Source organism: Cytobacillus gottheilii (assembly GCF_900166665.1).
In the GTDB taxonomy this organism is placed as follows: domain Bacteria; phylum Bacillota; class Bacilli; order Bacillales; family Cytobacillaceae; genus Cytobacillus; species Cytobacillus gottheilii_A.
Window position 1 is genome coordinate 4,378,244 of record NZ_LT800494.1, and the last position, 20,308, is coordinate 4,398,551.

Annotated in this window: 19 protein-coding genes; 5 read left to right on the forward strand and 14 right to left on the reverse strand. The window is 41.4% G+C overall.

The window, feature by feature from the left end; all coding sequences use genetic code 11:
• Positions 1 to 98 precede the first annotated feature (98 nt).
• The 3 genes from B7E07_RS21445 to B7E07_RS21455 all read left to right on the forward strand — a co-directional run bounded on the left by B7E07_RS21445 (position 99) and on the right by B7E07_RS21455 (position 2,747).
• Complete coding sequence (locus tag B7E07_RS21445) at positions 99 to 536, forward strand: Dps family protein (protein WP_066450760.1); 438 nt, start codon at positions 99 to 101, stop codon at positions 534 to 536.
• Positions 537 to 645: 109 nt separating this feature from the next.
• A complete protein-coding gene (locus B7E07_RS21450; protein WP_080848814.1) occupies positions 646 to 1,272 on the forward strand; it encodes a pyridoxamine 5'-phosphate oxidase family protein in 627 nt (208 codons plus the stop codon).
• A gap of 155 nt (positions 1,273 to 1,427) precedes the next feature.
• Complete coding sequence (locus B7E07_RS21455) at positions 1,428 to 2,747, forward strand: TrkH family potassium uptake protein (protein ID WP_080848815.1); 1,320 nt, start codon at positions 1,428 to 1,430, stop codon at positions 2,745 to 2,747.
• 231 nt (positions 2,748 to 2,978) lie between these two features.
• Here B7E07_RS21455 and B7E07_RS21460 read toward each other — a convergent pair whose 3' ends face one another.
• Positions 2,979 to 4,424 (reverse strand): diguanylate cyclase domain-containing protein, encoded by a 1,446-nt coding sequence (locus tag B7E07_RS21460; protein WP_218970448.1) that lies wholly within the window; start codon positions 4,422 to 4,424, stop codon positions 2,979 to 2,981.
• A 263-nt stretch (positions 4,425 to 4,687) separates the two neighbouring features.
• Here B7E07_RS21460 and B7E07_RS21465 point away from each other — a divergent pair, with 263 nt between their 5' ends.
• Positions 4,688 to 5,422 (forward strand): YqcI/YcgG family protein, encoded by a 735-nt coding sequence (locus B7E07_RS21465; RefSeq protein ID WP_080848817.1) that lies wholly within the window; start codon positions 4,688 to 4,690, stop codon positions 5,420 to 5,422.
• Between the two features lie 115 nt (positions 5,423 to 5,537).
• Here the strand turns inward: B7E07_RS21465 and B7E07_RS21470 are convergent, their stop codons facing one another.
• From B7E07_RS21470 to B7E07_RS21525, 12 genes are all read right to left on the reverse strand, one after another.
• Entirely contained in the window at positions 5,538 to 6,320 is a 783-nt protein-coding gene (locus B7E07_RS21470) for a serine hydrolase (RefSeq protein WP_080848818.1), read from the reverse strand.
• On the reverse strand, positions 6,317 to 7,327 hold the full coding sequence (locus tag B7E07_RS21475; protein WP_080848819.1) for an ABC transporter ATP-binding protein: 1,011 nt from the start codon (positions 7,325 to 7,327) through the stop codon (positions 6,317 to 6,319). The genes B7E07_RS21470 and B7E07_RS21475 overlap by 4 nt, the downstream gene beginning before the upstream one ends.
• A complete protein-coding gene (locus B7E07_RS21480) occupies positions 7,327 to 8,256 on the reverse strand; it encodes a C40 family peptidase (protein WP_080848820.1) in 930 nt (309 codons plus the stop codon). The genes B7E07_RS21475 and B7E07_RS21480 overlap by 1 nt, the downstream gene beginning before the upstream one ends.
• Positions 8,228 to 9,349, reverse strand: a complete 1,122-nt coding sequence (locus tag B7E07_RS21485; protein ID WP_080848821.1) for a dipeptide epimerase — start codon at positions 9,347 to 9,349, stop codon at positions 8,228 to 8,230. Before B7E07_RS21485 ends, B7E07_RS21480 begins: the two co-directional genes overlap by 29 nt.
• A 12-nt stretch (positions 9,350 to 9,361) precedes the next feature.
• Entirely contained in the window at positions 9,362 to 10,303 is a 942-nt protein-coding gene (locus tag B7E07_RS21490) for a S66 peptidase family protein (protein WP_080848822.1), read from the reverse strand.
• 87 nt (positions 10,304 to 10,390) lie between these two features.
• Positions 10,391 to 12,019, reverse strand: a complete 1,629-nt coding sequence (locus B7E07_RS21495; RefSeq protein WP_080848823.1) for a peptide ABC transporter substrate-binding protein — start codon at positions 12,017 to 12,019, stop codon at positions 10,391 to 10,393.
• Positions 12,020 to 12,086: 67 nt separating this feature from the next.
• Positions 12,087 to 13,079, reverse strand: a complete 993-nt coding sequence (locus B7E07_RS21500; protein WP_080848824.1) for an ABC transporter ATP-binding protein — start codon at positions 13,077 to 13,079, stop codon at positions 12,087 to 12,089.
• A gap of 4 nt (positions 13,080 to 13,083) precedes the next feature.
• On the reverse strand, positions 13,084 to 14,037 hold the full coding sequence (locus tag B7E07_RS21505; RefSeq protein WP_080848825.1) for an ABC transporter permease: 954 nt from the start codon (positions 14,035 to 14,037) through the stop codon (positions 13,084 to 13,086).
• A complete protein-coding gene (locus tag B7E07_RS21510) occupies positions 14,037 to 14,969 on the reverse strand; it encodes an ABC transporter permease (RefSeq protein ID WP_139785684.1) in 933 nt (310 codons plus the stop codon). The genes B7E07_RS21505 and B7E07_RS21510 overlap by 1 nt, the downstream gene beginning before the upstream one ends.
• 12 nt (positions 14,970 to 14,981) lie before the next feature.
• Positions 14,982 to 15,806 (reverse strand): M55 family metallopeptidase, encoded by an 825-nt coding sequence (locus tag B7E07_RS21515; protein WP_080848826.1) that lies wholly within the window; start codon positions 15,804 to 15,806, stop codon positions 14,982 to 14,984.
• A gap of 576 nt (positions 15,807 to 16,382) precedes the next feature.
• Positions 16,383 to 16,700: a DUF3870 domain-containing protein gene (locus B7E07_RS21520; RefSeq protein WP_080848827.1), complete on the reverse strand. Its 318-nt coding sequence runs from the start codon at positions 16,698 to 16,700 to the stop codon at positions 16,383 to 16,385.
• Between the two features lie 143 nt (positions 16,701 to 16,843).
• A complete protein-coding gene (locus tag B7E07_RS21525; RefSeq protein WP_080848828.1) occupies positions 16,844 to 18,031 on the reverse strand; it encodes an alanyl-tRNA editing protein in 1,188 nt (395 codons plus the stop codon).
• A gap of 103 nt (positions 18,032 to 18,134) precedes the next feature.
• Here B7E07_RS21525 and B7E07_RS21530 point away from each other — a divergent pair, with 103 nt between their 5' ends.
• Positions 18,135 to 18,869: a YflT domain-containing protein gene (locus B7E07_RS21530; protein ID WP_080848829.1), complete on the forward strand. Its 735-nt coding sequence runs from the start codon at positions 18,135 to 18,137 to the stop codon at positions 18,867 to 18,869.
• A gap of 57 nt (positions 18,870 to 18,926) precedes the next feature.
• On the opposite strand, the gene B7E07_RS21535 is transcribed toward B7E07_RS21530, so the two are convergent.
• Entirely contained in the window at positions 18,927 to 20,267 is a 1,341-nt protein-coding gene (locus B7E07_RS21535; protein WP_080848830.1) for a D-serine ammonia-lyase, read from the reverse strand.
• Positions 20,268 to 20,308 lie beyond the last annotated feature (41 nt).

Sequence of the window (20,308 nt, forward strand, 5' to 3'; positions counted from 1 at the left end):
TATTATCAATATTAATTTAAAATAATTATAATTTAATATTGATTTTATTTTTATACTTGTTATAATCAATTTATAAGATCAATGAGGAGGCTTTTATAATGGAAAAATTATATTCAGCACTTAACGTACAAATCTCTAACTGGAGTGTTCTATACACAAAATTGCATCGCTATCACTGGTATGTAAAAGGCCCTAACTTCTTTGCACTGCATGCTAAATTTGAAGAATTATATAATGAAGCTGCTAACGTTGTGGATGAAGCTGCTGAGCGTTTACTTGCAATCGGAGGTAAACCAGTTTCGACTATGCAGGAATATCTAAACACTTCCACATTAACGGAGGACACAGCTCCAGCTACAGCAAGCGAGATGGTTGCAAACTTAGCAGCAGATTATACTCAGTTAAAGAAAGAACTGGAAGACTTAGCTGCACTTGCAGCAGATCAAAACGATGATTTAACAAACGACTTCGCAGTAGGCTTAATGGCTACACTAGATACACATATCTGGATGTTTAACGCTTACTTAGGAGAATAATAGAGATTGCTAAAGAAGTCAGTGATGATTATCACTGACTTCTTTTTTGCCCAATTTCCGTCTTAAGCATGTTACTATTTAAGTAAGAACATGTTAGGGGGAGAATACCATCAAGTTTAATCAGGTTGTAAAGTCAATTGAAGAGCTTCATAGTATTGCAGGAACACCAGGAATAACCGTGTTAAATAAAACGATCTCCTTTTTAGATGATCATTGCAGAAATTTTATGGATCAATCACCATTTGTGTTTATCTCTACATCTGATTCTACTGGACGCTGTGACTGCTCACCTCGCGGGGATGCGCCAGGCTTTGTGTATGTGCTTGATGAGAAACATTTAGTTATTCCAGAAAGACCCGGGAACCGAAAAATGGACTCGCTTATCAATATCCTCTCAAACCCAAATATTGGACTCATTTTTGTCATTCCTGGATTAGGAGAAACACTTCGCATTAATGGACGTGCAACCATTATTCAAGATGCTGAAATACTTGAAAAGATGGCTGTTAATGGTAAATCTCCTCAGCTCGGAATTGTTGTTGAAGTAGAAGAATGCTATATTCATTGTGCTAAAGCTTTTAAGCGCTCTCAATTATGGGAGCCATCCTCTTGGAGCACAAAGGAACAGCTGCCGCAGCCTGCTAAAATGCTTGCTGCACATATCAATATGGAAGATCTTGATAGCGAAAAGATTCAAACTTCCTTAGATCTGAGTTACAAGCATAATTTATACTAAACAGATTAAGACATAAACCGTTATTCGGTTTGTGTCTTTTTTTGTTGTCATGTTCCTGCAAAATTCATATTGACAATATTTAGTGACGGGCGTATTTTTAATATCAAATAAACCTCAATACACGCTTTAAAATGGGGAGATAGAAGGGTTAAGCAATGAATATTAAATACTGGACATTCAATCCTGCCCAGTTGATTGTTTCTGTTTTTGCTCTATTTGCAGTGATGGGCACGGTCCTCTTGAAGCTGCCTATTGCAACGGAGGAGGGCGTATCATGGATGGATGCTGCCTTTATATCGACCTCTGCCATTACAGTGACTGGTCTGGCATCCGTTGATCCCGGCTCAACCTTTACTCTCTTCGGGGAAATTGTACTGATGTTCCTCATGCAGATTGGCGGAATTGGGGTTATGTGCTATGCGGTTTTAATTTATGTCCTCATCGGCAAAAAAATCAAATTTAAAGAAAGACTGTTAATACAGCAAGCGTTGAATCAAAATTCACTCGGAGGTGTGATCAGGCTAGCCCGCAGTGTTCTGATTTACTCTTTCGTTATCGAGGCTGCAGCTGCGCTTTTACTCAGCATTCGCCTTGTTCCGGAATATGGGTTTGGCAAAGGGCTTTATTATAGCCTGTTTCATTCGATTTCCGCCTTTAATAATGCAGGATTGGCCTTATGGTCTGATGGTTTAACCGGATTTGTTGGTGACCCGGTCATGAATATTGTTATTACAATGTTATTTATCTTTGGAGGTCTTGGCTTTACGGTCATTGGAGACCTTGTTTATGCCAAGCGATTCAGGCAATTAACGCTTCATTCCAAAATGATGATTACGGGCACTTTTGTAATAAATTTGTTTGCCATGTTCGTCATTTTTTTCTTGGAATTTAATAATGAAGGCACACTCGGTCCTCTCTCATTATGGGAAAAAGCAGCTGCATCTTATTTTCAGGCTGTCACTCCAAGAACAGCAGGCTTTAACACCGTTGATATTTCCAGTATTGAGGATCCTACTGCCTTCTTTATGATGCTGTTGATGTTCATCGGTGCAGGAAGCACCTCTACAGGCGGCGGCATTAAATTAACCACCTTCCTAATCCTGCTATTAGCTGCCATCACTTTTATTCGCGGCAAAAAGGATACGGTCATTTTTAGAAGAAGATTACAAGAAACGACCATCATGAAAGCACTGGCGATTGCTGTTACCAGTCTCCTATTTATTTGTATGGCGATATTTTTACTGACCATTTTTGAAGAGAGAGATTTTCTGCCGCTTGCCTTTGAAGTGATTTCAGCATTTGGCACTGTCGGTCTTTCAATGGGGGTTACACCTGAGTTATCGGTAATCGGAAAACTTATTATTATGTTTATTATGTTTTTAGGAAATATCGGCCCGCTAACACTGGCATATACCCTGGCAAAACCGGACCAGCAGAAGATCCGCTATCCACAGGAAGATGTATTGACAGGCTGATTACTATAGAGAATGGGACTGCACTATGCAGTTTGTGGTGTATTATGGACGATTATAAATTAATCGCGACTCTATTATCCAGTTTTTTGGTGTTCCGTGGCGTGATTACAGCTTTCCTCATAGTTTTTAATAAAATTGGTCCACACAACAAGCATATAACTGCTCGGCTTTTGACTTGACACACTACAAAAAAGGCAGCATGGGATCCACCCTTCCCATACTGCCTTTTTCTTATTTCAAGCTTTCATAAATCACGGACTTATTTTTATACATAGCATCATCTGCATACTTCAGCATCTCTTCAATGGTCAGTTTAGAATTGGGCTCATACTGATAATAGCCAATACTGGCTGATACCTTATACGGCCGATGATCACGCTGGTCCAATTCTGCAAATTTCTGTTCAGCCTGCTTCCATATGCGTTCTGCCTCAAACAGATCTTTGTTTGAAAACACTAGTACAAATTCATCTCCGCCATATCTGAAAAGCAAATCCTCCTCATGAATAACTTCCTGGATGCTTTGGCAAATAGACTTGATTAAATCGTCTCCTTCTAAATGACCATAGTGGTCATTTACCATTTTAAGCTTGTTGATATCAATGAAGCCTATTACCATAGTGCTATTTGAATCATCAGCCCGATCAATTTCCAGCTGAAGGTGATTTAGTCCGTATTTGCGGTTCATCAGTCCTGTTAAAGAATCAATAGAAGCATTTTGCATCAATTCATTCTCCAGCTTTTTCATATGAGTTATATCAGTAATTCCCGTTAATATACACTCTTGATCTCCATAAGTCACTTTCTCACAAAAAATAAGTGCCCACACAGTTCTTCCATCTGATCCCTTCAATTCAAGCGTGCGTTGAACACTTCCCCGCTCCTTTACCTCTCTTATAAGATGCTCTCTTTCCGAAGGATCATTGTAGATACTGAGGGTACCAAGAAGATGAATATCTTCAACTAAGCTTTGAAAATAAAGTGAAGCCTTTTTATTGGTTAAGATCGGTTTCCCCTCAAAACTCGTCAATACGAGCGGATAGGGATTAACCTCAAACATCTTCCTGAAGTTTTGCTCATTTTCTTTCAGCTTCCCTACTTGTGCATAATCTCTTTTAATATATATAAAAATTCCTCCTGCAAGTAATAAGGCATAAATTAAAGCCGCAGTAGAGTTAAAAGCTTTTGTGAGAAACTCATACTGATTTTCTGCATAAAGAAACAATCCTGCTAAAAACAAGAGATGATTGACCATTAAGATCATGGATATATTTCCAAATTTCAGCGGAAGAAAAGCACCTATTGTATGGATGATAATAACATATGAATCTATATTCCCAGTCAGCCTCTGACTATTAATAGAAGAAACGGATCCGACCGCAGCATAGAAGGCAGCATAGATATGTACAATGTTATTTAACGTTTTTGGTGATAAAATAATGGCTCTTTTTTTTCGGTAATAATGAAATAGGAGAAACAAAGCGGATAGGACAAATACTAAGAAATGAAAGGTTCGCAAAACAAATAGATAAGTTTGGTCGTCCACATCTCCCATCATCACAAATCCAAAATATAGGAGTGCAGCATATGTAATGACAACAAGCCATGAAATCGCCTTAAGTCTTTTATAGGCAATATTATTTAAGTTTGTTAATAAATCTTGAGATACAGAAAGCATTGACAAAGAATCATAAGCACTTTTAAAAGATGGCAAATTCAACTGACATCATATCCCTTTTAATTTTCATTCAAATTATTTTACCATATGTTTCAATTTGCATACATATAAATTTTTATTCTGTCAGACTTGAAAACTCCGATTCCTGCAGCATATATTATCGAGTTTTTCACGTTAGTTTTATAGCAGCGGAGGGTATAAAAAAAGAGTGTGAATTGAACTTGCTAATAAAAATATATATGTATTTATTTCGGAGGTGCACAATGAAAACAGCGCAAAAGTTTTTACTGACAAAAGAAGATATGACAGATGAACAAATGGTCCCTGAATGGGTTATTCGGGAATATGAAACGTTCAGAGATACAGTAACGGACCGAACATTCCCTTGTTATTTCGGGATGAGCGCTGAAAAAAAAGGCGAACTTCGCTATGCTTATATTTCTCAGGACGACTGGTCTTCGTTGCCTAAAGCGATTGAGGAATTTATTAAACTATTTGATGCCCCAAAACTAACACGCCATGGCTTATTCGTATTTGTGGAGCCTGAATTGGAAGAAAAGAGCATCGAACACTATCGTCAATACTTCTGGAATATTCTTCAATACTTGCATGATCAAGATCAAAAGCCTTGGCCAGCGGATTACCCGACAGATCCTGACCACCACTTATGGGCATTTTCTTTTGCTGGCGAGCCGTTCTTTGCATTTGGCAATGCACCAGCCTATAAGCAAAGAAAGACACGTGATCTTGGCAACAGTCTTGTCCTCGGTTTTCAGCCTCGCAGAATCTTTGAAGGGCTTGAAGGAACATCTAAGGGCGGAATAATGTCACGGGAAAAAGTAAGAGAACGTGTGGAAAAATGGGATGGACTTCCGAAGCATCCAGACATCAGCCATTATGGGGATCCAAATCATAGAGAATGGAAACAGTATTTTATAGGAGATGACATTGAACCGATTACAGGAAAATGTCCATTTCATCATAAAAGTGATCAATAGCAGCGCAATCTTGATGACTGCGTTAATGCTAAGAATAAAAGACCAAATCAATATGATTTGGTCTTTTCTCACGCTCAAGCTACTTCGGCAAGGGTCCTAATCTCCTTGATGAATTTCAACTATTAGACATATATTGCTCAATCAGCCGTCCTAAGCGGCTGAAATAAATAAGGGCTTCTTCTGCTTGGGTGAAACCATCCATTAATACCACGGCATAAAGCAAATGATGATCCTTTTTCACTATTACACAATCGTGGCTGACACCGGGCAGCTCTCCAGTTTTTCCGTAAACTGTTATCTTGCTGCCGTTTACTGAATAAGCCAGCTTACGGAATTGCTGCCTCCCCATCATTTCCAAAGCCAATGCTCGGCTTTCTTCCTTTAATAGTCCGTCTTCTATTAAAAATTTCAAACAGATTCCCAGGTCATAAGCGGATGTGGTGTTTTCGAAGCCTCTCCTTCCTGCTTCAATATCCATCATTTTTCTCTGCAATTTTGTTTCTTGTAAGTTCATGACTTTTAAACATTGTACAATTTGGTTCTGCCCGAGCAGATCAATGAGAATGTTTGTGGCTGAGTTATCGGACACAACGATCATCAAAGACAATAAATCAACCAGCTTCATCTCAGCTGGAAGAGATAGTGATTGCAATATTCCTGCACCGCCAGTTATATGAGCAGAAGAAATGGATATAGGTTGCTTGAGATCAAGCCTTCCAGACTCAGCCTGCCGCAGAGCCTCTATTAAAATAGGGATTTTTATCGTACTTGCTGCTCGATATAACGCATGATGATCTATTTCTATTACACCTTTATCTGACTCTATAAAAAGGCTCACCCTGCCATGCGCGGCAGAAGTAAGCCTTTGAACGTCTCTATTAAATTGATCCCAATTCATCGCGATGCCGCTACCTGGGACCAATCATGATCACCTGTTTTACTAGGATCATATAAATGACAGGCCACATAATGCTGATCTTCAATTTCCTGCCATTCCGGTTTTTCTGCCGTACACACCTCCATTGCATGCGGACAGCGTGTTCGAAACACACAGCCGGAAGGCGGATTCATAGGGCTAGGCAGTTCACCCTCCAAAATCATCCTTTCCCTTTTGTCCTCAACATCAGGATCAGGAATCGGAATAGCTGATAATAAGGCTTGGGTATAAGGATGGAGCGGATTATGATACAGCTTTTTACTTTGTGTTAACTCAATTAGATGACCTAAATACATGACACCGATTCGATCGCTGATATGCTTTACCATTGATAGATCATGTGCAATAAATAAGTATGTGAGACCCTTTTTCTTCTGCAGCCCCTTTAATAAGTTAACTACCTGTGCCTGTACAGAAACATCGAGTGCCGAGATCGGTTCATCAGCAATAATAAATTCAGGGTCTAAGGATAATGCCCGTGCAATTCCAATTCTCTGACGCTGTCCGCCGCTAAACTCATGCGGGTAGCGGTTAGCGTGATCCCGGTTCAGTCCAACATCTTCTAACAACTGGTATACACGCTCTTGTCTTTCCTTTTTATCTTTATATAAGCCTTGCACTTCCATTGGTTCAGAAATAATTTCTTGAACGGTAGACCGCGGATTTAAGGATGCATATGGATCCTGAAAAATCATCTGCATTTTGCGGTGAAAAGAAAAGCGTTCCTTTTCATTCATTTCATGTACATTTTTTCCATCATACAACACTTCACCATCTGTTTGATCGTATAACCCAATGATCGTTCGCCCTGCCGTTGATTTTCCACAGCCAGATTCACCGACAATTCCAAATGTTTCTCCTCTTTTTATCGCAAAAGAAACATCATCAACTGCCTTTAGCATCACACCTTTATCCATCTGAAAGTACTTCTTTAAATTTTTCACTTCCAAGAGAGTGTCATTTGCCATTATGATTCCTCCGTCTCTAGCCAGTAGCGCCGTGCTGCACAAAGCTCTTTTTCATATATGGTGTTCTGCAGCTCAATTACTTCGATTGTTTTTCCTGTTTTCGGTGAATGAAGCAATTTGCCTTCTCCATAATAAATACCAACATGGTGGATCTTTCCCTTGCCTTCTTCATAAGCAAAAAATAGTAAATCCCCCGGCTGGATTTGATCTAGATCCACATTTAATCCTGCCTGCGCCTGGTCAGATGCATCGCGGGGGATATCATAGCCATTCGCCCGGCATGCTGCATAAGCAAAGCCAGAGCAGTCATACCCATAGCTGCTCATTCCTCCCCATAAATAGGGCAGACCGATAAATTTCTCTCCAGCTTGAACGATCATCGCTCCATTACCAAAACACCGCTGGTGAACAGACTCGAAAATGCTGACATCTTTCTTTTGCAAGTAAGCACTGCTGCCTGGGGTACTGACTTTAATTACTTCCTTTTCCTCACTAATGACAGGCAGTATCGTCATATAGCTTAGCTCCATAAGCAAGTCATTTTCCTCTGAAAAAAGACCTGCCTGCTTATTCGTAATCACAGCAACAGAATCAGATTCTAACTCTGTGATTTCCTTCGTGATTTGTGCCAATGGTATCCACCCTGGATACCCTCTTTCATCTTTAGAAGAAGGCTGATCAGGAACGATTACCAAAGCCCAATCCCCTTCAATCCTGTCGATTAGCACTTCCCCGCCATACAAAACCTGCGATTGAACAAGATTGCTGCTGCAAAGTTCCAGACTGTTTTCATATGAAAACCCATTGAGCCAGCCTGTTATGTCTGCTGGCGAGCCAATTGCTTTTTGATCGAGATCCCGCGGTGATTGAGGATTTGTCCAAACGGTTGCAACTGGTACATTAATTCGCCATTTTGCTTTGTTTGACATTTGCCGCACCTCCCTCATTCTGTACATTGCTTATACCAAGACCAAATGAATCTGGAAGCGTAATTTTCCTCCCATTATAAACAATGCCGCCCTCTACAACATCTTGTGCCAGCATAAGCGGCGCGTCAAAGTCAAACCGGGTAATATTTTTTTTACTTGCCGCAAAATGGGCTGCAGCTGAAATGCCAATGCGTGTTTCAATCATGCTGCCAACCATACATTCCATCCCATTAATCTCGGCAAGCTGGTTAATCATTTGCGCTTGATAAATGCCGCCTGACTTCATTAATTTTATATTGATTAAATCTGCACTTCTTGTTTTGATCACTTCAAAGGCCTGCTTGGGTGTGAAAACACTCTCATCTGCCATGATTGGTGTTTCAACATGATCTGTGACCTGCTTTAGCCCTTCAATATCCCATGCTTTTACAGGCTGCTCTACCAGTTCAATGTTTAAATCCAAGTCTTCCATTTTTTGAATAGCCCTTACCGCTTCTTTCGCCTTCCAGCCTTGGTTGGCATCAAGCCTAATTTTAATATGATTGCCGATTCTCCTGCGTATCTCCTGAATTCTTTCAATATCGGTTTCGATTAAGTCTTTGCCTACCTTTACCTTTAAAACATGAAATCCTTGCCGTACATATGAAACGGCATCCTCACCCATCTCTTTTGGGTCGTTTACACTTACTGTATAATTGGTTTCAATCTCGTTTTTATGTCCGCCGAGATATTGATAGAGAGGCAATTTGCATTGCTGAGCGATACAATCGTATAATGCCATATCAATAGCAGCCTTCGCGCTCGTATTTCCAACAAGCAATGTATGAATTCCTTGAAAGATCGTTTCATAGTGGTTTAAATCTTGCTGAATTAGAAACGGTTTTAATACTTGATGAATGGCAGCTTCAATACTGTCCATTCCTTCCCCAGTAATAACGACGGTTGGAGGAGCTTCACCCCAGCCAACAACTCCGTTATCACAGGAAATTTTCACCACAACTGCATATGCTGTTTCTACAGTTCTCAAAGCGGTTTTAAACGGCTTAATAAGCGGAACGGCTAGCCGGTATGTCTCTAATTTTGCAATCCTCATTTTCTCCCACCCTTATATCACACCGTTTTCAATGATGAATTCCTTTTGATCAGCATGTAAAACTGCCTTCACTCCAAGCGGAACAGAGAAGTGAGGGGAACAGTGGCCAATTTTAAAACCCTTCACTGCCGGTTTATTCGTTTTTTGTATATAGTAGTCAATTACTTCGTCAAGTGTTAGCGATGCTTCCCTTTTGGGTTCACAGTCGTTAAAATCTCCTATTATAAATCCAGCGGCATCATCCAGCTTTCCGGCCATTTCCAGCTGGTTTAGCATGCGGTCGACATTGCGCGGTTCCTCATGAATATCTTCTATCAGCAGCAGCCTTCCTTTTGTATCAACTTCAAAAGCAGTCCCTAGTGTGCTTGTTAATAAACAAAGATTGCCGCCGATTAATTCACCCTCCGCGGTCCCTGAGACAATGGTTACCAGTTTGGAGAGATACTCTGGATAACGCAATTCCTGCGGTTCAAACAGCTGACTGACATATTGCTTTGACAATTCGTTTGCAGACTCTTTTCCCAAGTCCGATGCAAGCATCGGTCCATGGAATGTAATCAATCCTGTCTTCTGTCTAATCGCCGTATGCAGGAACGTAATATCACTATAGCCCCAAAAGATCTTCGGATTTTTTCTAATAAGCTCATAATCTATTTGAGCAGCAATTCTGGCAGTACCATAACCGCCGCCCGCACAGAAAATAGCTTTCACATCCTGGTCAAAAAACATCTCATGCAAATCTGCCAGCCTATCTTCGTCTTCTCCAGCCAAATAACCGTTCTGAGCATACACATGCTTTCCGACCTTATACTTTAGTCCGAGCTGCTCCAGAAAAGAAAAAGATCGCTCTAAATTCTTTACATCAGGAGGACTGGCAGGTGAAATAATCCCAATCGTATCTCCTTTTTCCAGCCTTTGCGGTTTGATTTCTTTCATTGCTGTCACATCCTTCATTCGCTGTGTTAATCCCATTTAGAAGGGTTGAATACAGTAAGCAGACAGAGGGATGTTCAGCAGAACATCCCTACCCGTCCTTTAACATTAATTCTTATCTGCCCATTTCAACTCCATATAGCCAACTGGATGACGGACAATTCCAGACACACCCTCATTTTGCATAAACACTTGGTTATAGAAATGTATTGGAATGATTGGCATTTCATCCATTAAAATCGTTTCTGCTTCATACATCATGTCGTAGCGTGCTGCTTCATCTGCTTCATTCTTTGCATCTTGGATAAGCTGATCATATTCGGCGTTCGACCAGCCTGTTCGGTTCATTGAATGTCCTGTTTGGAAGTTTTCAAGGAAATTAATCGGATCTGCATAATCAGCAAGGAATGAACTGCGCGACAGCTGGAACTTCAAGGCAGATTGTTCCTCTGCAAAAACATTCCATTCCATATTCGCAAGCTGAACGTCTACTCCAAGATTATCTTTAAACATCTGCTGAAGGGTCTCTGCTATCTTTTTATGCGCATCACTTGTGCTATATGTCAGTGTTACTTCAGGAAGCGTGTCATAGCCTTCCTCTTCCATTCCTTGTGCAAGAAGCTTTTTCGCTTCCTCTGCATCTGTCTTCACAAGGTCTCCTGCAGTTTCACGGAAATCGTTGCCGGAAGGATCCGTAAATCCATATGAAACGAATCCATAAGCTGGCTTTTCCTGTCCTTTTGTCACGAAATCAACGATTTGCTTTTGATCAACTGCCATGGCAAATGCTTTACGAATGTTTTCATTTTGAAAAGGTTCCTTCGTTACATTAAAGCGATAGAAATAATCTCCCGCCTGATCCACAACCTCAACCTTTCCTTCACCAAAAAGCTGTTCACTTAAATCTGCTGGCACATCTGATGTGTCAAGGTCACCAGCCTGGAACATCTGGTATTCTGTGTTCGTATCATCAACCATTGCCCAATGTACTTTATCAAGCTTCACATTTTCTGCATCCCAATATTGATCGTTTTTCTCCATTAAGAAATGACTGTCATGGTCCCACTCCGCTAAGTTAAAGGGACCGTTCCCGACAAATGTTTCAGCTTCTGCAAACCATTCCGGATTTTCGGTAGCCACTTTTTCATTGACCGGGAAAAATGCCGGATTCGAGATCACGCTCAGGAAATATTCCTGTGGACTGATTAGTGTCACTTCGAAGGTTTTCTCATCAACTGCTTTCACAGCTACATCATCTGCTGAGCCTTCTCCATTATTAAATGCCTCTCCGCCTTCGATAAAGTAGCCAAGAAATGCGGCAGGAGAACCTGTTTCAGGATTTAAAAGTCTTTTCCATGCAAAAACAAAATCTCCGGCTGTAACATCATCGCCGTTTGACCATTTTGCATTTTCGCGAATATGAAATGTATACGTTTTTCCATCATCGGAAAGATCCCATTTTTCAGCAATTGCAGCTTCTGGTTCATGGTTCTTTCCGAGTCGTGTCAAACCTTCCATTAAGTTATTTAGCGCCTGCCATGAAACAGAGTCAAAACCAATAGGTGGATCAAACGAAGTAGGCTCCTGGCCGTTATTTAAATACAATACTTTTTCAGCCGTTTCAGTGTCCTCTCCGTCAGGCTGTTCTGTTTCATTACCTGCATTTTCATTGGCTGTACACGCAGCGAGCACAAATACCAGCAAACCCATTAAAAATAAAGACAACAGCTTTTTCATTCTTTTTCCCCCTTAATTGGCACCATTTTTTATTCCTTATATAGAACTCTCACTTTTGTGAAAGAAGCTATCTTGCCATTAGCGTTTTTGCTCTTGCATCCTGCAGCCAGCATTCCACATGATGCTCCTGTGTCAGCCTTGTCTGGAAAGGATATGCTCTGCTGCACACCTCCATTGCATGTTCACAGCGGGCTGTAAATGGACAGCCTGCTGGAGGTGAAAATAAATCCGGTGGAGAACCCATGATGGGAATCAGTTCATCATCCTCCAGATCAAGACGCGGAACAGACTTGAGCAGACCTTTTGTATACGGATGCTGCGGTTTGTAAAAAATTTCTCTGCGGGTGCCAGCTTCAACGATTTTGCCGGCATACATGACCGCAACTCGATCCGCAACTTGTGCAACTACGCCTAAGTCATGAGTAATCAAGATAATGGAGACACCTGTTTTCGCTTGAATATCCTTAAACAAGTCTAATATCTGCGCCTGAATGGTCACATCCAGAGCAGTCGTCGGTTCATCGGCTATCAGCACTTCCGGCTCACAAACAAGCGCCATTGCAATCATAATTCTTTGTCTCATCCCTCCGCTGAACTGATGAGGATAATGCTTAAGTCGTTCAGTCGGATTCGGAATGCCAACAAGCTTTAACATTTTTAATGTGTGATCTTTTGCTTTTTTTCGCGATATTCCTTCGTGCTGTATAATCGCTTCAATAATTTGCTCTCCTACCGTAATGGTTGGGTTTAATGCCGTCATTGGATCCTGAAAGATCATGGATATATCAGCACCCCGAAGTTCCCTCATTTCAGATTCCTTCACCTTTGTTAAATCTCTGCCCTTAAACAAAACCGACCCATTTGTGATTTTTCCTGGAGGACTTGGAATTAATCGCATAATACTTTGTGAAGTAACACTCTTTCCGCACCCTGATTCTCCAACAATCGCCAGAATCTCTCCCTTATATAAATCAAAAGAAACTCCTCTGACTGCTTTTATTTCTCCCCCATAGGTTGAGAATGCGACATGAAGATCCTTTACCTCTAATGTTTTTTCCATCTGTCTACCCCCTCAGCCTTGGATCAAGAGCATCCCGAAGTCCATCACCAAGCACATTGAATGAAAACATGGTTAAAGAAATAAATAATGCCGGGAAAAATAACCGCCACCAATGCCCAGATAAAATAGCGGACAATCCATCATTCGCCATAGAACCCCAGCTTGCTAATGGCGGCTGTATGCCTAGACCTAGAAAGCTAAGAAATGCTTCAGCAAAAATCGCTGAGGGAACAGTTAAAGTCATTTGAACAATGATTGGCCCCATTGTATTCGGCAGCAGGTTTTTCCGGATTATTCTAGGCGTTTTTGTGCCAAATGTTTTTGAAGCAAGGACAAATTCATGATTCTTCAGCTGTAAAACCTGTCCCCTAACAATTCGCGCCATTCCAACCCAGCCTGTAACAGATAAAGCGAAAATTATGGTGAACAAGCCTGGACCCATCACCACACTAATGAGAATGACAACAAGCAAATAAGGCAAACCATATAAAATTTCAATAAACCGCATCATTAAATGGTCTGTTCTTCCGCCTTTGTAGCCCGAAACACCTCCATAAATAACGCCAATGATGAAATCAATTAAAGCAGCTACAATCCCAACGAACAGGGAAATTCTTGCTCCATACCATGTCCGTGCAAAAATATCACGGCCTAACTCATCTGTTCCAAACCAGTATTCGGATGATGGAGGCAGGTTTTGATTCATTAAAATCCCCTGTGATACATCATGCGGAGAAATCATCGGTCCAATGACTGCCATAATCGCCAACAGTGCTAAAAATAAGCTTCCTGCCATGGCCAGCTTATTCTTCAGTAATCTGCGCCACGCATCTTTCCAATAAGAGAGACTAGGACGAACAACTGCTTCCGCTGCTCCTTCATCCTTATTTATTGGTGTAAACCAGTCATCGGGAATGTCATGTGCTATGTTAGGATCATGCTGCTTCCGCAATTCCATTAAATCCCCTCCTTCTTATGCAGCTTAATGCGCGGGTCAAGAATGCCGTAAGCAATATCGACTAAGAAAAGCATGATGATCAGGATAGAGCTATAAAAGACAGTGGTACCCATAATAACAGGGTAATCACGCTGGTTAATGCTTTCGACGAAATACTTGCCCATACCAGGAATGGCAAAGATCTTTTCAATAACAAAGGTGCCAGTTAAAATACTTGCTGCAAGGGAGCCGAGAATGGTCACTACTGGAAGCAAGGCATTCCTTAACGCATGCTTAAAAATGATTTTCACTGGAGATAACCCTTTTGCTTTAGCTGTTCGGATATAATCCTGTGTTAAAACTTCCAGCATGCTGGATCTTGTTAAGCGGGCAATGATCGCCATGGGTCCTGTAGCTAAGGCGAGTGTGGGAAGTACCATATGCATGGAACTTGACCAGGTTGCAACCGGAAAAATTGGGAGATTAACAGCGAGCTGCTGAATAAGCATCGTCGCCAATACAAAGTTTGGGATGGATATCCCAAGCACGGCAATGGTCATCGCCAAATAATCGATAAAGCCGTTATGGCGAAGAGCAGCAATCACACCAAGGGTAATTCCTGATATAACAGCAACAATCAGGGTGACAATACCAAGCTCAAAGGAGATCGGAAACCCTCTGCCTAACATCTCGTTAACGGTTTGTGATGATTTTTTAATCGAAGGACCAAAATCAAACGTTACAACCGACTTGAGATAATTTCCGTATTGAACAATTAATGGCTGATCCAGCTGATAGAACTTTTCCAGATTTTCCTGAACTGCTTCACTTGTAGCACGCTCCTCATTAAAAGGGGAACCAGGAATGGAATGCATTAAAAAGAACGTCAATGTAACGATGAACCAAAGTGTAATAACCATAGCGATAAGGCGTTTAAGTATATACTTGGCCAAATCCAGCCCCCCCTAACAGAATGATGTATGCATCGCCAGCTCTGTCATAACAAGCATGGCACGATAGGCTTCAAGAATATCCTTTGCTTGAAATTTGACAATGGTCGTTCCTTCTTCAATTTCCGCACCAGGCATTAATGCTGCCCACTCGGCTTGCCCGTAGTTGGCAAATTCAATGCGAAGAACTGGATTGGAAGGAGGCACAAGCGGTTTTACGTTGTCTCTATTTGCTAATGCTTCTTTTGTTTTTTCCCGTAACAATTCACCTGCTTTTGCCGGTGTGAGCGACTGAACCGCTGACCTGGAGATTGTTTTTTTGACAATGGCGGTTGTGACATTGGGGATGAGTTCTTCTGCTTCTAATGCCGCCTGGTCATCTCCTGCAACCAAGAGGATCGGAACCCCATGATACCCTGCCACCAGTGCATTAAAGCCCATTTCTCCAATTGCCATATCGTTTATGTACATATGCCTCACGCCAAAAATCATTGAATGAGACATCGCTCCTCTCATCGAAGCCCGGGCATGATAACCCACAAACGCAGCTCCGCTAAATGAAGAGTCTAAACCTTGTACCATTGAAAATGGTTTAACATCTCCTACATTCACAGTTGCTTCCGGATGAAGCCTTTCAATCAGCAGGTTATTCATTTTTGAATGGCTGTCATTCACCAGCACCTCTGTACAGCCTTGCTGAAACGCCTCGGTTACCACATAATTCGCCTCATCTGTCATTAAAATCCGGCCACGCTCGTAATTATGCCGGGATGAATCCACATGCGTATAATCCGCCAAACCCGTAACGCCTTCCATATCTACTGAAATATAAAACTTCAACCCCGAAACCCCCTTCTCACTCTTCCAAACCATTTTCATAAATTGTTAGATTATATGACAAAAACCCAATGAATATAAAGAAAACTTGCCGAGTGGCAAGCCGTTAGGCGCAGACAGAGGCCTAGTTGTACTTATACTTCCTTCTCACTGGGGCACTGCCTCGAATTTTCTTCTTCGTCCCCAGTGATCTCACCAGGAAGTGTAAAGAAAACTCGCCGATTGGCAAGTAGTAGACGCAGACAGAGGCGTAGTTGCACTTATACTTCCTTCTCAACGAGGGGCTACGTCGAATCAGCTCCTTTGACCTCGGTGATCCCCAAAGGAAGTGTAAAGAAAACTTGCCGAGTGGCAAGCCGTTAGGCGCAGACAGAGGCCTAGTTGCTCTTATTCTTTCGGAAATCACTCAACGATTTCAAATTCCCAAACGCCTTTCACTGTAAGTTTTCGGGAATTACCCTCCACTTCCATCTCTCAAATGAAATCTTAAAATCAAACTCTATGAAAAAATCCAGCTGCCAGAGTAGATGTCTATTTACTCTGACAGCTGGATTTCATCTGTGAAAGCAGAAGAAGCAGCTATACATTCGTTATTTGCATGTATTTAATATTCGCATTTTTAAATGCAACCATAAGAGCTTTTTGGGACGAGCCAAAATACCTAGATTCTATTTGCTCTAAAACAAGATCGAGATCTTTCATATTTTTGGATGTCAACATTGCCTTCACGAAATTAGAAGTGATGTCGATTGTTGATGTACATTCAGCATCCAGAATTTCACCGGTATCCCGATTAACAACAAGCGCAATAAAAAAACCATTATATTGCTGTGTAATTGCATTATTCGTGGTTGTCTTACTTTCTCCGACTATGTAAATGGTATTATCTGCAAACATCTTTACGCCCCCTGATCACGGATATTATATGAGGTATTTATGCGTTAGCATAAACATTCATTATAATGCATGACCTATAACAGAATTGTAATACACATGTTTCGCTTTGACAATCCTTTTGATAGATTTTTCTAAATATTTTATCAATTAACCATTAATATTTCCTTTGCTGCCCGAAGTAAATCCTCTCCAGACATGCTCTTTGGACCACCGCCTTGAGCTAACGATTTATTTCCGCCTCCTTTGCCATTGATCCTGCTCAGCAGTTCATTCGCTAGCTGTTTCATATTAGCAGCGGAGCCGTTTCCGCATGCACAAACAAACTGAAGCTTATCCTCTAGCTCATTAATCAAAATAACCACAGAGTCTTCTGCTAACTCTGTTATTTTACGTGCTAATGTTTGTAATTCTTTAATGGAGCGACCGTTAAAAACAGCTTGTACGTTATCCTCGGTTTTATGCTGAATCAGCAATTCCTTCGCTTCATAGGATAATAATTGCTCGTTTTTATTCTCCACATCCTTCTCCAGTGTTTTAGAATCTTTTATTAGTCGCATAGCAGCATCTGCAACATCTTCCTGCGGCGCATTTAATGCGGCTGTCAGCTGCTTCATTACGCTATGTTTTTCATGAAGCTGTTTTAGTACACGATTGCCGCATACAAATTGAACTCGGATATTTTGCTTTTGCTTTTCCCAATCCAGTATTTTAATAGTGGAGACCTGTCCAGTTGATGAAGGATGAGTGCCTCCACAGCCGTTATAATCAAAATCCGGGATAATAACAAGGCGAATATTTTCCGAGACAGACGGCTGCTTGCGAAGCGGATATTGAATAGCCTCCGCAGCGCTGACCCACTTCGTCTCTATTGGTCTATTTTCGAAAATGATTTCATTCGCAAGTGTCTCTGCGGCTAACGCTTCCTCCTCCCTCAAAGTATTTGTATGAATATCAATGGTACAAGTCTCCTTCCCCAGATGAAAACTTACTGTCTGGAATTCAAAAAGCTCTGCAAACGCCGCTGATAAAATATGCTGTCCAGCATGCTGCTGCATATGATCAAGGCGGCGGGACCAATCAACCTCTCCTGTGATCTCACCTTGTGTTAATGGTGCGTTTATATAATGACGAATTTCACCTTCTATTTCTTCAACAGCCACAACCTCTACTTCATTCAATCTTCCAATGTCGTGCGGCTGGCCGCCTCCAGTGGGATAAAATGCGGTTTGATCAAGAATAGCATAGAGATTCCCTTGTTCATCTTTAGCTTGCTGCAGTACATTTGCAGTGAACTTTTTCTTATAAGAATCCTGATAATAAAGCTTTTTCATAAATTTTCTTCCTTCCTAATTAATTTCGGTAAATTTTACCTGCCTTATTTTTTATGTGCAGGGGGTATGTACATTATATACAAGCCCAAGGAGGTTATAAAATATGGCAACGAATAAACAAGTAGTTGGTTCCTATACAAATGAGCGTGAGGCTATTGACGCAGTAGAACGATTAAGAGCAGATGGCTATCGATCAGAGGATATCTCCGTGATTAGCCGCAACAGAGCAAACTTGGAAGAAGTGACAGAAGAAACTGGAACGAAAGCGGAACAAGGGTTAGCAACTGGTGCAGCTACAGGAGGCATATTAGGCGGATTAACCGGCATTCTTGCTGGAGTCGGCGCCTTGGCGATTCCGGGTATTGGTCCGATTGTTGCAGCTGGACCAATTGCTACCGCATTAGCTGGAGCTGCAGTTGGTGCAGGAGCTGGCTCTATAGCGGGGGCATTAATTGGAATGGGTATTCCAGAAGATGAGGCAAATCGTTACGAAGCTGATGTGAAAGAGGGCAATATTCTTGTGATTGTAGATTCACATTCAGCAGCAGATGAGTTGGCATCCAGCAATGATTTGCGCAATGATCCAAACTCGAATCTATCTAGAAAAGGCGAAGAAGAGGATCCTTTAAATCCCGGTGAAATGGATAACAGAAGCTATGCACCTGATGATCAAACTGCGCCAATACCTGATGTAAATATAGATCCAAACCGTCCGTTAAATGAAAGAATGGAGGCGGATCCTGAAAACTACCCTAGCGGATATGCCGATGAAATCGGAACTAGGGACGGAAGACTCAGAAAGTTTAATGCACGAGAGGATAATCCTTTTAAAGATTAAGATAAATGAAAAGGTTTGGGATGATGATGAATTCATTCCAAACCTTTTTTATGTGTCCTATTTTTTAAGAACATCTTCATAAATCTGCTTGCCTTTTAAATAATATTCCTTCATCTCACTCTCAGGCACCATTGACCCGCCTGTTGCCCAGACGATATGTGTGGCGTTATGCTGATCGTGCTTGAGCTCTTGTTTTCTGATGTAAGAGTGGTTTTCCTGAAGATGAATATATCCGCTAAACCCTGCAAGGGCGGATGGTTCAAGGTACAGATTCTCATGCTCCGCCAGCTGGTATAATAATGCAAACAGCCTATCATCTGAGACCGTGTGAATACCGCTGACAGCATATTTAATTGCTCGTGCCACTAAGCCAGATGGCCGGCCGACAGCGAGTCCGTCTGCTGCTGTGTCATTATCAAGCCCAATATCCTGAACAGAAATATTATCGTCAAGTCCTGTCATTAAGCCAAGCAGCATACATGGAGAATGGACAGATTCTGCAAAAAAGCAATGTACATGCTCTCCAAATACTTTCTTTAATCCAAACGTTACGCCACCGGGTCCACCGCCTACTCCACATGGAAGATAAACAAAAAGAGGATGCTCACGATCTATTGTCATTCCCTTAAGATCCAGCTGCTTTTTAAGCCGTAATGCAGCGACAGCGTACCCTAAGAAAAGATGCTTGGAATCCTCATCATCAACAAAATACATCGTATCGTTTCGCTCTGCCTGTGCCCGTCCTTGAGCGACCGCTTCGCTGAAATCACCAACGTGCTCAATAACGTTCGCACCTTTATACCGCAGCAAGTCCTTTTTCCATTGTTTTGCATCTGCAGACATATGAACATATACTTCGAAACCTAACACTGCCGCCATAATTCCAATACTTAGCCCTAAGTTTCCGGTAGATCCAACTGCAATACTGTATTGAGAAAAGAAGTGCCTAAAGGGCTCACTTGCAAATGCTTCATAATGATCATGCTCAGTTATCAATCCATGCTGAAGCGCAAGATCTTCCGCATGCTTTAAGACCTCATATATTCCTCCTCGGGCCTTTATACTCCCGGATATAGGAAGATGGCTGTCACATTTTAATAAAAGCTCACCTGTCATCTTTATTCCTAAAGTATCACTAAGGTTCTGCTTCATTTTTTCTACGGAAAGGAGTGGAGATTCGATGATGCCTCCGCTCTCTCTGCTGTCAGGAAAAACCTTTTCAATAAACGGAGCAAACCTCTGTAATCTTTTTTCGGCGTCTTCTATATCTGCCATACCAAGATCTGCTGTCACTTCATTCCGATAATTCGGATTCTCCCAAGTTACTTCTTTATATGTCCGTAAATCTTTTATTAACGGAAACCTTACTTCTAATTCAGCAATATCGATTTCGTTCATGTTTTCCCCCCGCCCCGCTCATTTTGCTACTACCATACAAT